14 protein-coding genes and 1 tRNA gene are annotated in these 14,189 nt (G+C 61.8%); 7 read left to right on the top strand and 8 right to left on the bottom strand.

What is annotated here, in order from left to right:
- Positions 1 to 14 precede the first annotated feature (14 nt).
- The gene (locus NKI32_RS25190; RefSeq protein ID WP_023671675.1) at positions 15 to 866 is read left to right on the top strand and encodes a YihY/virulence factor BrkB family protein; all 852 of its coding nucleotides are present in this window, start codon (positions 15 to 17) and stop codon (positions 864 to 866) included.
- Here NKI32_RS25190 and NKI32_RS25185 read toward each other — a convergent pair.
- Complete coding sequence (locus tag NKI32_RS25185; protein WP_031195766.1) at positions 863 to 1,738, bottom strand: DMT family transporter; 876 nt, start codon at positions 1,736 to 1,738, stop codon at positions 863 to 865. The two genes, NKI32_RS25190 and NKI32_RS25185, sit on opposite strands and share 4 nt — an antisense overlap.
- A gap of 218 nt (positions 1,739 to 1,956) precedes the next feature.
- Here NKI32_RS25185 and NKI32_RS25180 point away from each other — a divergent pair, with 218 nt between their 5' ends.
- Positions 1,957 to 2,244, top strand: a complete 288-nt coding sequence (locus NKI32_RS25180) for a hypothetical protein (RefSeq protein WP_023671677.1) — start codon at positions 1,957 to 1,959, stop codon at positions 2,242 to 2,244.
- On the opposite strand, the gene gluQRS is transcribed toward NKI32_RS25180, so the two are convergent.
- Complete coding sequence (gluQRS, locus tag NKI32_RS25175; protein WP_352533932.1) at positions 2,245 to 3,120, bottom strand: tRNA glutamyl-Q(34) synthetase GluQRS; 876 nt, start codon at positions 3,118 to 3,120, stop codon at positions 2,245 to 2,247.
- A gap of 74 nt (positions 3,121 to 3,194) precedes the next feature.
- On the opposite strand from gluQRS, the gene NKI32_RS25170 reads away from it, so the two are divergent.
- A complete protein-coding gene (locus NKI32_RS25170; protein ID WP_352533934.1) occupies positions 3,195 to 3,836 on the top strand; it encodes a DNA-3-methyladenine glycosylase family protein in 642 nt (213 codons plus the stop codon).
- Between the two features lie 127 nt (positions 3,837 to 3,963).
- Positions 3,964 to 4,521 (top strand): HNH endonuclease, encoded by a 558-nt coding sequence (locus NKI32_RS25165; RefSeq protein WP_008874122.1) that lies wholly within the window; start codon positions 3,964 to 3,966, stop codon positions 4,519 to 4,521.
- Between the two features lie 266 nt (positions 4,522 to 4,787).
- On the opposite strand, the gene NKI32_RS25160 is transcribed toward NKI32_RS25165, so the two are convergent.
- Together NKI32_RS25160 and NKI32_RS25155 are read right to left on the bottom strand one after the other, a co-directional pair.
- Positions 4,788 to 5,306, bottom strand: coding sequence for a disulfide bond formation protein B (locus tag NKI32_RS25160; protein ID WP_023731053.1), 519 nt, complete (start codon positions 5,304 to 5,306; stop codon positions 4,788 to 4,790).
- Between the two features lie 62 nt (positions 5,307 to 5,368).
- Complete coding sequence (locus NKI32_RS25155; protein WP_353004108.1) at positions 5,369 to 5,953, bottom strand: YqaA family protein; 585 nt, start codon at positions 5,951 to 5,953, stop codon at positions 5,369 to 5,371.
- Positions 5,954 to 6,159: 206 nt separating this feature from the next.
- On the opposite strand from NKI32_RS25155, the gene NKI32_RS25150 reads away from it, so the two are divergent.
- A tRNA-Leu gene (locus tag NKI32_RS25150) sits at positions 6,160 to 6,244 on the top strand.
- Positions 6,245 to 6,433: 189 nt separating this feature from the next.
- Here the strand turns inward: NKI32_RS25150 and NKI32_RS25145 are convergent.
- The 4 genes from NKI32_RS25145 to NKI32_RS25130 all read right to left on the bottom strand — a co-directional run bounded on the left by NKI32_RS25145 (position 6,434) and on the right by NKI32_RS25130 (position 10,972).
- Positions 6,434 to 6,928, bottom strand: a complete 495-nt coding sequence (locus NKI32_RS25145) for a cation efflux transmembrane domain-containing protein (protein WP_353004106.1) — start codon at positions 6,926 to 6,928, stop codon at positions 6,434 to 6,436.
- A gap of 133 nt (positions 6,929 to 7,061) precedes the next feature.
- Entirely contained in the window at positions 7,062 to 8,213 is a 1,152-nt protein-coding gene (locus NKI32_RS25140; protein ID WP_023815698.1) for a YncE family protein, read from the bottom strand.
- A gap of 75 nt (positions 8,214 to 8,288) precedes the next feature.
- On the bottom strand, positions 8,289 to 9,569 hold the full coding sequence (locus NKI32_RS25135; protein ID WP_023673759.1) for a GNAT family N-acetyltransferase: 1,281 nt from the start codon (positions 9,567 to 9,569) through the stop codon (positions 8,289 to 8,291).
- Complete coding sequence (locus tag NKI32_RS25130) at positions 9,569 to 10,972, bottom strand: lipopolysaccharide biosynthesis protein (RefSeq protein ID WP_023714963.1); 1,404 nt, start codon at positions 10,970 to 10,972, stop codon at positions 9,569 to 9,571. The genes NKI32_RS25135 and NKI32_RS25130 overlap by 1 nt, the downstream gene beginning before the upstream one ends.
- A 172-nt stretch (positions 10,973 to 11,144) precedes the next feature.
- Between NKI32_RS25130 and NKI32_RS25125 the strand changes: the two genes are divergently transcribed.
- The gene (locus NKI32_RS25125) at positions 11,145 to 13,115 is read left to right on the top strand and encodes an N-6 DNA methylase (protein WP_353004103.1); all 1,971 of its coding nucleotides are present in this window, start codon (positions 11,145 to 11,147) and stop codon (positions 13,113 to 13,115) included.
- A complete protein-coding gene (locus NKI32_RS25120) occupies positions 13,046 to 14,173 on the top strand; it encodes a type ISP restriction/modification enzyme (RefSeq protein WP_353004101.1) in 1,128 nt (375 codons plus the stop codon). The genes NKI32_RS25125 and NKI32_RS25120 overlap by 70 nt, the downstream gene beginning before the upstream one ends.
- The last annotated feature ends 16 nt before the right edge of the window (positions 14,174 to 14,189 follow it).

Genomic DNA, 14,189 nt, shown 5'->3' with positions numbered 1-14,189 from the left:
GAACGCGGCTCTTGATGCGGAATATCGTCGTGCTGCGCCGCGTGCTCTATGACGCGCTTGGCCATTTCAACACCGATGACGGCTGGGCCATGGCCAGCCATCTGGCGATCACTTCGCTCATGGCGCTGTTCCCGTTCCTGATCTTCGCCACCACGCTGGCGAGCTTCCTCGGTGCGCAGGCGTTCGCCGATACTGCCGTGCACCTGGTCTTCGACACCTGGCCCGAACAGATCGCCAAGCCTATCGCGCGCGAGGTGCTCAACGTGCTGACCGTGCGGCGCACCGATCTTTTGACCTACGGCGTGCTGCTGGCGGCCTATTTCGCCTCCAACGGCATCGAGGCGCTGCGCACCTCGCTCAACCGCGCCTACCGCGTCGCCGAAACGCGCGGCATCATCTACCGCCGGGTGCAGAGCATTTTCTTCGTGCTGATCGCGACGGCCGGTTTCCTGGCGATCAGCGTGCTCCTGGTCTTTGCGCCTTTGCTGGCGCGGCTGGCGGAAGCTCATTTCGAGTGGATCAAACCCTATACGGGCACGATCACGCTGTGGCGCTACGTCATCGCCTCAACCGTCATCATTGGTGGCTTGTTTGCCGTCCACTACTGGCTGCCGGCGGGCAAGCGCCGCTTTGTCTCGCTGGTGCCTGGCATCATCTTCACTCTGGCTGCGTGGCTTGTCGGCTCGACGATGTTCGCGACCTACCTCGACCATTTCTCGTCCTATGTGACGACCTATGCCGGCCTCGCCTCGATCATGATCGCCGTGGTTTTCCTCTATATGCTGTCGGCGATCTTCATCCTCGGCGGCGAACTCAATGCGGCGATCAGCCGCTTTCTCGAAGCGCGCGCACGGGTCGGCAGCTAGGTTTTGGCTGGCCGAGCCGTGGCCAGCCCGACGCCGAGCGTCGCGATTGCCATGCCGACGATCTGCACGAGGCTGAGCTGTTCGCCGAACAGCGCCCAGGCGATGACAGCGGTGACGGCCGGCACCAGGTAGAACAGCGACGCGACCTTCGACATCTCGCCGTCGCGGATCATCACCATCAGCAGGAAGATGGCGCCGATCGACAGCACCAGGACCAGCCAGGCCATGGCGAAGATCAGTTCGCCGTTGATGATCACCGTGTGGGTCTCCAGTGCCAGCGAAGCCAGGATCATCAGCGAGCCGCCGCCGATATATTGCCACATCGTCGCCGCCACCAGGTCGCCACCCGAGGCATAGCGCTTCTGCCAGATGGTCCCGGCGCTCATGCCCAGCACCGAGACCAGCGACGCCGTCAGGGTTTCGGGCGTAACGCCGCCGCCGAGAGCGCCGAGCTTCGGCCACAGCACGATGATCACTCCCACAAGGCCGACGGCAAGGCCGGCCCAGTGGCGCGGCAGGATGTCCTCGCCGAGGAACCGGCCGGCAAGCACGGCGGTGATCAGCGGTTGCAGGCCGACGATCAGCGCCGAAAGCCCGGCGGGCATGCCCCTGTGGATCGCCCAGAACACGGCGCCGAGATAGATGCCATGCATGAGGATGCCGGCGACCGTGGCGTGAAGCGCTTCTGCCCTTGTGGCTCGCTTCGAGCCAAGCACGAGCATCAGCCCGGCAAGCAGCAAGGCGGCGATGACAAAGCGGGCTGCCAGAAAGGTGAAGGGCTCCGCCCAGGGCATGGCGTAGCGCGCGCCGATGAAACCTGTCGCCCACAGGACGACAAACGAGGCGGGGATGAACCGCTTGAGACTGTGCATTTCGGGGAAGCCGTTTCCGGTGGAGAGGTCCGATTCGGTGAAGAGACAAATACGGCAATTGCTCTAATGCGGTTCAATCCGGCAAGCAAAGTGAAACAATTGGTACATAAGCTCATCCTGATGTAGGAGGTGGCCGAATTCAAAGGGCGGCGTCAGGGCAATCGACTTCTGTCGATCGATCCGGCGACATGGCGTTTTGGCTTCGACAGGGAGCGCGCATGCTGTTGCATCTCGATACAAGCTGGCTGTTGATGACGGTGGCCAGTGTGGCCGTGTTCGGCTTCTTCTTCGGCTCAGCGCTCGACGCCATCATGCAGGAGGACGGTTTTGGGTCGACCGGCAACACGCTGCTGTTCACGCTCGGCTTTTTCGCCGCGGTCATGGCCGCGAACGAACATGGCATCGTCCTGAGAGATCTGAAGCTCGCGGTTGCCTGGGGACTGGGCGGCGCCTTCGCGTTTATCGGCGCGTTGGCGCTGCTCAAGGCGGGGCTGGCCCGGCTTTAGTCATAGCCCGGCCAGCCGCCTGACTTCGTCCGGCGACATGCCTGCCTGCCTCAGCGCGGCAAGGCCGGTATCAGCAAAACTCTTCGACAGTTTGCGCCCATCCGGACCGAGTATGAGACGGTGGTGGAAATACTGCGGCTGGCCGAGGCCGAGCAATTCCTGCAGCAGGCGCTGGATGCCGGTCGCGGAATAGAGGTCGCGGCCACGCACGACATGGCTGACGCCTTGCAGAGCGTCGTCGACGACGACGGCCAGGTGATAGCTGGTCGGGATGTCGCGGCGCGCCAGAATGACGTCGCCCCAGTCCTGCGGACGCGCCTCGACACGCTGCGTCGCCGAAAGCGTCTCGTTGGTGAATTCGCGCCAGGACAAATCCGTGCCGACGCGCGCCAGCGCTGCATCAATGTCGAGGCGCCAGGCGAAGGGCGCATTTTCGGCGATGCGGCGGTTGCGTTCGCTGACCGGCAGCGCCTTGTCGGCGGCGGGATAAAGCGGCACGCCGTCCGGGTCGCGCGGCCAGCCGCGGCCGCGCTTTTCGCTGTCGGCGATGAAGGCCCTGATCTCGCCACGGCTCATAAAGGCAGGGTAGACGAGTTCTTCGCGGACCAGCCGGTCGAGCACGGCCTGATAGTCGGAGAAATGCTCGGCCTGGCGCCGCACCGGCTGTTCCCATTCGAGACCTAACCATTCGAGGTCGCGAAAGATGCCGGCCTCGAATTCAGGCGTGCAGCGGATCGTGTCGATGTCCTCGATGCGCAGCAGCAGGCGGCCGCCGGCCGCACGCGCCAGTTGCTGGTTGAGCAGTGCCGAATAGGCATGGCCGAGATGCAGTTCGCCATTCGGGCTCGGCGCGAAGCGGAATGTCAGGAGCGTCATCTCACAAGCGGCAATCGGGTTGTGCAGCGGTTTTGCCAATTGCTACCGTGAGGTCGGTTCAGGAACAAGAAAACATGCAACGCATCGCGACACTGGACGATATTGCGCGCGGGCTGGATGCGCTTTGCGCAATCGATCCGCGCCTGGAAAAGGTGCGCGGCATGGCCGGCGAGGTGCCGCTGCGGCTGTCGGAGCCCGGCTTTCGAAGCCTGGCCTCCATTATCGTTTCGCAACAAGTATCCCGTGCGAGCGCCGATGCCATTTTCGGCCGGCTGGTGAAACTGGTCGATCCGCTAACGCCGCAGGCGATCCTTGCCGCCGGCGAGGACATGTTTCGTGAGTCTGGGCTGTCGCGGCCGAAGCAGCGCGGTCTGATCGCGGTTGCGCAGGCCGTGGTTGAGGGGCTCGACCTGCATCACCTCTGTTCGCTCGACGCCGAAGAGGCGATCGCGGCTATGATCGCGGTGCCGGGCATCGGCCCGTGGACGGCGGAAGTCTATCTCCTGTTTGCCGCCGGCCACCCCGATATTTTCCCCGCGCGCGACGTCGCGCTGCAGAGCGCGGTTGGCCACGCGCTCGGCATCGAGCCGCGTCCGCCGGAGAAAACGCTGATCGCCCTGGCCGAATCATGGAGCCCGTGGCGAGGTGTCGCATCGCGGCTTTTCTGGTCCTATTATCGCGAAACCAGGGGCCGGGACGCAGCACCTCCGGCCTGAAACCGTAAAAAAGCATGAAAATCCTGCATTTTTGCCGCTTTTGGCTGATGACAATCCGCTTCACATCCCTGTCATGTCGGGCTTACAGTATCCGCGCCGATCGGTTCTAGAACGAGGAGGTCAACAAGTGACGGTTGCCGTATCTCCGGATGGGCTTCCTGCGCTGGTGCTGAATGCGGATTACCGTCCGCTCAGCTATTACCCCTTGTCGCTCTGGTCCTGGCAGGACGCCATCAAGGCGGTGTTCCTCGACCGGGTCAACATCGTCGCCGAATACGAGCATGCGGTGTCTTCGCCGACCTTTTCGATGAAGCTGCCCAGCGTCGTCAGCCTGAAGGCCTATGTGAAGCCGTCGAGGCACCCGGCATTCACCCGCTTCAACGTGTTCCTGCGCGACCGCTTCCAGTGCCAGTATTGCGGCACGCCCGAGGATCTGACCTTCGACCACGTCATCCCGCGCCATCGCGGCGGGGCGACGACGTGGGAGAATGTCGTGGCCGCCTGTTCACCCTGCAATCTGAGGAAGGGTGGCATGATGCCGGCGCACGCCAAGATGTGGCCGCTGCAGAAGCCCTACCAGCCGACCGTGCACGACCTGCACAACAATGGCCGGCTGTTCCCGCCCAACCATCTGCATGAAAGCTGGATGGATTATCTCTACTGGGATGTGGAGTTGGAGCCGTAGGGATTGGCCCGATCGGCCTTGCCAGGGCAATCGCCGATGTCAGGTGCTGCCCCTCATCCGGCTGCCGCCACCTTCTCCCCGTATTGTGACGGGGAGAAGGGAATTGGCTGCAAATCTGGCGCCCTTTTTTCAGCGTTCGGGATTGGCGAAACCATCGATGACTGCGTCTTTCTCCCCGTCACTACACGGGGAGAAATGCCCGGCAGGGCAATGAGGGGCGGTGCCAACATTTAGAGACTGGCCGCATGGCGCGACCTCGCACTTGATTAGTCGCGCGCCAGCGCGCCGCGGAAGGCGATGGCGGCGAGGATGAAGCTGGCGATGGCGTTCCAGCCGGCCAGCGACAGGCCGAGGATACGAAGGGCTGCCTTGTCGCAGGATGGCGGCACGAATTTGTCGAGCGCGTCGAGCACGCCCTTGCCGCCGGTGTCGACCGGGCCGGCGCCGGCCGTGCAATCGGCCGGGCCCTGCCACCAGGCCCATTCGACGCCCGAATGATAGACGCCGAGATAGAGGCCATAGAGCATCAGCAGGCCGCCGACGGCAAGCAGGCCGCGCGTCAGCCATGCGGGCGCGCTAAGCATCGAGGCAATCACCGCCAGCAGCATCAGCGGGGCGCCGATATAATAGGGCGTGCGCTGCTCCAGGCACAGATGGCAGGGGATGTAGCCGCCTATGTGCTGGAAGGCGAGCGCGGAGCCGACCGTGGCGGCCATGGCGACGGCGAGAAACAAAGCGGTGCGCGTCCGCTGGCGTCCGGTATCGGCTGTCATCGTGGCTGTCATGTTTCGTCCGTTGAATTCGCCGTCCGCCGGCATAGTCCTGACCCACCGCCCGCCTTGGGCGGTCAGAAGGCGTATTTGACGACGATATAGAGCAAAATCAGGGCGGCGGCGCCGACGCCGACGATCAATCCCAAACGCTTCTCGATGAATTCCTTGATCTCCTCGCCATAGCGGCGCAGCAGCCAGGCAAGGAGCAGGAAACGAGCGCCACGCGCCAGGATGGCGGAGACGATGAAGACGACAAGATTGACGTGGAGGGCGCCTGCCAGAATGGTGACCACCTTGATCGGCGGCAGGTGGGCGGCACCCGATGTGACGAGCAGCACCAGCATCAGCCCGGTGCCGGCCGACTGCCACCTCTCGAACGCGTCAAGGCCGCCAAAGTGCTCCAGCATCGGCCGTGCTATCGTGTCGTAGGCATAGTAGCCGATCAGCCAGCCGGCAATGCCGCCCAGCACGGACGCAACGGTGGCGGTCAGCGCGTAGCGATAGGCGCGTTCGGGCCGCGCCAACGCCATGGGCAGGTACAAGACGTCGGCAGGTATGAAAAACACCGAGCTTTCGACGAAGGCGATGAAGGCCAGCCACCATTCGGCGGATTTGCGGGCCGCCAGCGACAAGGTCCAGTCGTAAAGTCCGCGAAGCATCGGCTCTCCTGGATGCAGGTTGCCCAGACGCAACGCGCTTTGATGCGCGTCTGTCTAGAAAGATTTTCCGCGCCGCACAATGGCAGGAGCGTCATGAAACAGAAAGGCGGGCTTTTGCCGCAAGCAGGGCACGGCGGCGCATTTGGCCAGTTGACGAACAGGCCTCCAACCGTATAGTCCGCGCCCATCCAGGCCTTTGGGCCTGAGCCCCTATGGCGGAATTGGTAGACGCGCTCGACTCAAAATCGAGTTCCGCAAGGAGTGCTGGTTCGATTCCGGCTAGGGGCACCATTTTTTATCTCACGCCAGTTCGCTTCGCTCACGGGCTCCGATGGGGCGGCCTGACCGGCCGACGGGCGGTCGCCCTTGCGAACCCTCCGGGGTTCGAACAGTGCCTCGAACACAGAGCCAACCGCGGCTGCTGAGGATGACAGCGATAGCGCCAATCAGCGGCGGCCGGTAGCCCCGCTCTACGTGCTCTCAGGCCGCCGCACGGTGTTCTTCACGGGCAGCTTCCCACACTTCGCGGGCCGCGCCGGCGTTCATGACCGCGATCCCCAATCCCACCGCCAAATCGGGCCACGCGGAATGCCAGAGCAAGGCCGTGACCAACCCTGCGGCAATAATGGCGATGTTGGCCAAGGCGTCGTTGCGGGCCGACAGGAAGGCCGCCTTTGTGAGGCTGCCGCCACGATGCCGGTGCGCGGCCAGCATGTAGGCACAGGACAGGTTGACGGCGAGAGCGCCAAGTCCCGCCAAGGTCAAGGCGATAGGCTGCGGCGGCACCGGCACGTTGAACTTTTCCCAAGCCGTCCAGAGCGTTGCCAGACCCGGCATGAGAAGGATGAGCGCCAATGCCATCCCCACCCGCGCACGGGAGCGCGCAGACCAGCCAAGTGCGAGCACAGCGAACTCGATCCCGAAATAGGCAAGATTGAGAAGCGCGACGATGAGGACGATGCGGCGGAGGTTCATCTTCTGGCGGTATCCGAAACCAGTGTGTGGAGCTACAGCTTCGCGGTGTCCAAGGAAAGCCCCTGCTCGTTCCGGGCCGACGAGCGGTCGCCCTTTGCGACCTCTTGCGTTCGAGCGCGCCTCGAACGCGGACTTAGCGCATATTTCCCGTATGGCCTTGGGAATACCGTCCCGGTTGCGGCCACACCGTCAGGCCGTGCGGCTCTGAGCCAACCCGAAACTTGGTCACGGCGCCTGTTGTCGTGTCGATCATGTAGGCGGCACTGTCGAAGCGGCCGGACAGCCATAGTTGTTTGCCGTCGGCGCTGACATTGCCCATGTCGGGGCTGCCGCCGCCAGGGATCGGCCAAAGTGCTACGACCGCGCGGGTGGCGAAGTCGATCACGCTCACGCTGCCCGGTCCCTTTGCCTTGCCCTGCTCCATCTTGTGCGAGCCCCGGTTCGAGACATAGAGCCGCTTGCCGTCGCGGCTGACGACGAAGCCATGGGCGCCGATGCCGGTCGGGATGAAGCCGATCTCCTTGAAACTGTCGCCATCGACGAGGAACACGCCGTCATTCATCATGTCGGCGACGTAAAAAACCTTGCCGTCGGGCGAGAGGCGGATGTCCTGCGGCATGCCCATTTTCGAGAAGTCGAGATGGCCAAGCACCTTCTGGTTCTTCAGGTCGATCTTGGCCAATCCGCCATTGCCGTATTCGCAGGTGAAGATCGCGTAGGCCCCGTCGACCGAGAATTCGGCGTGGTTGATGCCGGGGCAAGTGGGCGTCGGCAGGCTCGACATTAGCGCCATGGTGTGAGGATCGCGGAAATCGAGCCGCTCCAAGGCTTCGTCGACGACGATGGCCGCGCCCGGCATGAAATACAAATTATAGGGATCGTCCACGGCGATCTGCGGGCCGGGCTTGCCGGTCATCGGGTCGATCGGCGTCAGGCTGCCGTTCTTGCCGGTGCCATTGTTGGCGACCCAGAGCGTCTTCAGGTCCCAGGACGGCACGACGTGCTGCGGTTTGCTGCCGACCGGGAACCTGTCGACTTCCTTGAGTGTCATGGTGTCGATCACCGTGACGCTGTTGGAGGAGCGGTTCGGCACATAGACGCGCGGCAGTGCACCCAGCGTGGCCGGGCTGAGATGGCTGGCGGCGGTGTGGCTGTAGATGTTGATGGACGGCGCGGGCTCGCTGCAATCCTCGGGACAGCTATCGGCCCAGGCGCGGACAGGCAGCAGCGCAAGCAGCAAAAAGGCCGCACGGGGACCGGCGTGACGCAAAAAGGTTCTGATCATCAGGATGGCTTGTCGTGAAGGCCGGCCGAAATTGCCGCCGGAGCCATAGCTGGTGTCTTGCCGTTGATCCAGTGGCTATCGCCGTCCCAGCAAACTCTTCACGCGGTTGCGCAGCAGGCGGGCCATGTTGCGGGTCTCGCGGTAGAGATGCAGCTGCGAGGCGGCCTGGCGGGCGAGGCGGTCGGCATCCGGCGTCAGCCCGATCACCAGCGAGCCCATCGGCTTGCGCTCGCTCCACAGCCGGCTCATCACCGGGTGGTCGGGCACGGCGCAGGAATCGGTCATCATGATGTTGGGGTCGTCGAGATGCTGCCTGGTCACCTCGATCATCAGCAGCGTGCCCGGCGAATAGGTCGCCAGCGTCTCGTCATAGGCGGTCTTCCAGGTGTAGGCGACGCCGGCCTCGACGAAGACGACCAGGCAGGCGATTGTGCGGCCGTCCAGCGTCAGCGAATGGATGCGGCACATGTCGTGCTCGGCCAGCCGGTGCACGGCCTCGCGGGCAAAGGCGGCGCGGTAGCGGTCGATGGCCATGGCGGTGCGCTCGCGGCCCTTCCAGCCGGCGGCTTCCAGCGTCAGGAAGCTTTCGATGGCGTGGCGGATTTCGTCCGGTCCCCGCGCCACGATATGTTCCAGCCTGCCGAGATCCCCCAGGCGCCGCTTCAGGCGGCGGAATTCGCGGTAGTGGTGCGCGCGCAGCGATGCCTTCAGATACGCCTCGCCGTCGAGCGTACTTTCGAGCACCGGCCGGTCCGCCTTGCCGGTGGTGACCATTGTCAGGCCGCGCGTCTCGGCAACGGTGGCCAGCACGCTGGCCAACGGGCCGTCGAGGCGCATGTCGGGCAGCACGAAGACCTTCGGCAGCTTGAGATGCGGCCGCGACAGCATGCCGAAGAAATCCTCGACGACGCCGATCGGGTCGTCGTGGTCGACCAGCGGTGTGCCGATCGGGCCGAACGGGCTCGACCAGGTGCGCATCACCGGAACGCCGAGCGGCACGGCCGGCCTTTCGACCGAGAACGGCACCAGCAGGCGCAGCCGGTTGCGGTATTCGTCGCCGTCGCGGATCACCGCCAGCTTGACCTCGCGATCTTCCAGCCGGGGCATGGCCGGCGCCAGAAAGCGCGGGTTGAAGAAAACGTTGGGCTCGATCGTGCGGGTGCACAGATAGTCGAGTTCCTCGACCAGTTCGAAGCCGGCCGAAGCCGGATAGATCGCCAGCTTGCGCAGCGGCCGGTTGTTGGCGAGGATCTCAAGATGCGCCGGATCGGCGTCGCGCGCCAGGCCGGCAAGGCCGGACACCATGGCGCCGGCCGGACCGCCGCTGGTTTCCTCGATCAGCGGGATGGCGGCCATCAGGCGGCTCCCTCGGCAGCGGGCACGAAGATCAGCATGACGATGCCGAGCTTGCGCCAGACGGTGAAGGACAGGGCGCTGGCCTCGAAGACCATGGCGAGGCTGGTGGCGATCGCCGCCCCCCACAGGCCAAAGAGCGGGATCAGCACCACGTTGAGGCCGATGTTGAAGGCCAGCGTCATGGCATAGACGGCGGCGCAGATGTTCTGGTTGCCGCTCATCGTCAACAGGCTTTCGCACGGGCCGACGGCGGCGCGCGCCACGACGCCGAACACCAGCAGGAACAGCAGCGGATAGCCGGCGGTGAATTCGGGGCCGAACAGCACCAGCATCGGTTCGCCGAGCGCCAGCACCAGCAGCGCCATCAGCAGCGACGGCCAGAACGTCCATGACACCGTCTCGCGGGCGAAGGCGGCGAGCTTTTCCGGTTCGCCATGGGTGAACTGCGCATAGCGCTGGGCAACGCCGGCCTTGACGGAGAAATAGACGAAATGCACCAGCGCCAGCGTCTTGACGGTGGCGAAATAGACGGCGACGTCATTGGGCTGGAGATAGGCGCCGACCATCAGCACGTCGGCGTTGGTGAGCAGGAAGAAGAAGCTCTCGACCAGGAAGATCGGCAGCGAGACGATGAACCACTCGCCGAAATGCACCTTCATCGGCCCGGGCGGGATATTCCTGCCCATGCGCGTGGTCACGCCGATGAGCTGGCCGAGCGTGGTGGCGTAGGTGGCGGCGATCGAGGCGAAGATCGCTGTCCTGGCGTCGGGCGCATAGCCCAGCGCCAGCATCAGCGCCATCAGCGCCAGGATCAGCACCGGCCGCACCAGATAGGTCGGCGACAGCGCAAACAACGCCCAGGAATTGGCGCGTGACTGGCCTTGCAGCAGGTCGCCCATGGCGATCATCGGCAGGCAGAACAGGCCGAGGATGAAGGGCATCACATAGTAGCTCTCGATCCAGTTCGCGCACAGCCAGACGCCCAGTGCGCCAAGTCCGGCGATCGCGGTCGAGGCAATCAGCACGAACAGGCGGCTGGCGACCACGATGCCGCGCAGCTCGGCCATCATGTTGCGTTCGCGGTATTCGGGGATGAAGCGGATGACCGAGGTGTGGAAGCCGAGGCAAGCAAGGTTGCCGACGATGACCATCGTCACCCAGACGAGGACGAAGATGCCGTATTCGAACGAGCCCATCCAGCGCGCCATCAGCACCTGGCTGATGAAGGCGATGACGGCGCTGACGATGCGGATGGCAAAGGCGATCAGCGACATGCGACCGGCTTCGCCGCGCTCGTCGGCGGTGAACAGCACCGCATCGATGCGGCCAAGCAGAGGCCCCATGCGCAGCGCCAAGCGCTGCGGCAAGAACCGCCCGGCCGTCGTCGCCGCGGAAAAGCGCACCCCGATGTCTCTCCGTTTTCCGCCTCTTTTCAAGGTTTCGATGTAGCGGAGACACATTAAGAAAGGGTGGGCGGAGAGGCGGTCCGCCGGAGCGGACGAAAGGCCAACGATTTCTTGTCGACGCTTGCTTAGAACATCAGTTACGGGTTCATTGCTAGAATAGGGGGAGCGCATGGACATTCGTTTCGATAGGTATTTGAAGGCGCTGGCGGCCAACTACCGCGATGGCGGAACGGAACATACCGGGCGAGCCGCGCTTGAAAACTTTCTTAATACATTCGCTGTGGACGCGATGGCGCCCGGCATTGAAGTGCAACACGAGCCGAAACGAGACGCCGACAAGGGCTCACCAGATTTCAAAGTGAAGCGGCAAGGCATGATCCTTGGATATGTCGAGGTGAAAGAGATTGGCGCAAACCTGGACAAGATTTTGAAGTCCGACCAAATCGTCAAGTATCGCAAGCTATCGGACAATATCGTCGTCACCGACTATTTCCATTTCATCCGCATTGACGGTGCCGGCAAGATACTAGACCGCCAGTCGCTGGCCTTTCCTAACGACATCGAAAGCCGCACGATCCAAGTTAACCCGGACAAGGCCGAAGCGGTGTCAAAGCTGCTCGCGGCATTCTTCTCCTCTCCCCCGCAGGGTTTGCAAAGGGCACAGCAACTGGCGGTCGCTCTAGCGACCCGATCGAAGCTGCTTCGCGACTACCTGACAGAGGAACTGGTTCGACAGACAAAAGTGCACAAAGAAGGGAGACTACATGGACTCTACGACGTTTTTCGCGAGCAGGTCTTCCATGAGCTAACAGTTACCGAGTTCGCCGACGCGTTCGCGCAGATGCTTGCTTACGGTCTCTTTCTCGCAAAGTTGAACGCGAGCGACGACGAAATCATCCGGCTCGACAACGTGCGCCGCTTCATTCCCGGATCTTTTCGACTGATCCGCGAACTAGTCCGATTCTTGGAGGAGATGCAGGAGACCGAATATGATGAGGCGAAATGGGTGGTCGACGAGATTCTATCGATCGTCAACGGCCTCGCCATAGCTAACATTCGCGAAGACCTGTCGTTCCGCCAGCGCAAGGCGATCAGTCGCAAGATCCGTGCCGGGGACGAAGAAGAGCACCGGCTCTTCGAGCGCGATCCGTTCATCTATTTCTATGAAGACTTTCTGAGAGCCTATGACAAGGAGACACGCAAGGCACGTGGCGTTTACTATACGCCACCACCGGTGGTTAACTTCATTGTGCGGGCTGTAGACGACATCCTAAAAAATCAGTTTCAAATCGCCGACGGACTTGCCGACCACAAGAAGGTGACGGTGTTAGATTTTGCGGCAGGAACGGGCACTTTCCTGCTCGAAGTGATGCAACGCATCTTCGACAACATAGGCGGGCCGGAGACAGGCAAGGCGGATGCTGTGGTGCGCGAGCACATGCTCAAGAATCTCTACGGATTTGAGTACCTAATCGCGCCCTATACGATCGCCCATTTGAAGCTTTCGCAGTATCTCAAGGACAAAGGCCATCCGCTGACAGAAAATGAACGGCTACAGGTGTTCTTAACCAACACGTTGGAGCCTGTTGAGCCGCAAAAAAGCGCCTTCTTACCGGAGCTGTCGAACGAGGTGAGGGAAGCGCAGACCGTTAAGGAGAAGCCGATCCTCGTGATCCTTGGCAACCCGCCTTATGCAGGCCATTCAAAGAATAAGGGAAAGTGGATCACAACTGCTATTGACGGCTATAAATACACCTTCGGTCGTCCGCGTCCGTCTCCGTTTGCACACGACGGAAATCCGGTCTTTAGTGATGTGAAAAAGCCGCTGGGGGAAAAGAATCCGAAATGGCTGAATGACGACTATGTCAAATTCATTCGGTTTGCTCAGTTGAAAATGGACGAGGTCGAAGAAGGGGTCGTCGGAATTATCACCAATCACTCATGGTTGGACAGCAAGGGGTATGGCATACGGACATCTGGGGAAGCCGGCTGTCCAAATATCAGGAGTGTGCCGAGGCAGAGATCTCCACGATCGAATGGTCGCGACCTAAACCGTTCTCTCCCTACTTCATGCTCTCAGCGGTCGACTGGACTGGATGGGAAGAATACGGGCAATGGTGGCAGATCGCGGATAGCCTGAGCGCTGCATCCGATAAAAGGCAAATCTTCTCTGCGAATGTGCTAGGATTTCAAACTCATAGGGACCATTTCGCCGTGGCGTTTGATCGCCAAGAGATGCTGTCTCGCGTCCGAGATATGTGCGACACAAGCAAATCAGATCAGGTTCTCAGGGATCTGTATTTCCTCAAAGACAACCGGGACTGGCAGCTCAAAAACGCACGCGAATCATTACAGAAAGCGGAAAATCCGGAACGTCCCATCATCGATTGCGCCTTTCGACCCTTTGATGACCGACCATGTTATTTTGGTCCAGAGTTCATGGACTATCCCCGAAGGGAACTGCTCGACCATGTGGCTTGGCAGCAAAATCTTCAATTGCTGGTTTCTCGTCAAATTGGAACCGGCAGCTGGCGACACTCGCTCGTCGTCGAAACGCCCGCGAATGATTGCACCGTCTCGGATGCCTCAAGCGAGGCGAACTACGCGTTTCCGCTATGGCTGTATGATGTAACTGGAACCAAGTCAGAGAACCTCTCCCCCGATTTCCGCGCTTTCCTCGACAGGGGGTACGACCACCACTATTCGCCGGAAGAAATTCTCGGCTACATCTATGCGGTTCTGCACGCGCCAGCTTACCGGTCGCATTATGCTGCGTTTCTTCGCATTGATTTCCCACGCATTCCTTTTGCCGAGAAGGCAAAAGATTTCGAGGTGCTGTCTCTGCTTGGGTGGGCCTTGGTGCAGGCACATCTGCTTCATGATCTGCCTCGGCGGAGCCTAGCAAACTATCACGGCAAAGGGGCTAACGAGGTTGAGCATGTGCGTTGGTCGGCGGAAGATGAGCGCATTTCAATTAATAAAACACAGAGTTTTGCGCCTGTGCCGGAGGCGGTGTGGAATTTCCATATTGGCGGCTATCAAGTGATCGACAAATATCTGAAATCGCGCAAAGAGCGAATGCTATCACTCGACGAAATCAACCAAGTCGGGCGTATCGCCGACGCGTTGGCCTTCACGAATGAGCAGATAGCGCGCATTGATACTGCTTATGCACAGGCTTTTCCCAACCGGGGATAAGCTGGCGACGCCACTC

This window comes from Mesorhizobium sp. M0761 (genome assembly GCF_040320205.1).
Classification (GTDB): Bacteria; Pseudomonadota; Alphaproteobacteria; order Rhizobiales; family Rhizobiaceae; genus Mesorhizobium.
This window is presented reverse-complemented; position numbering and strand designations above follow the sequence as displayed.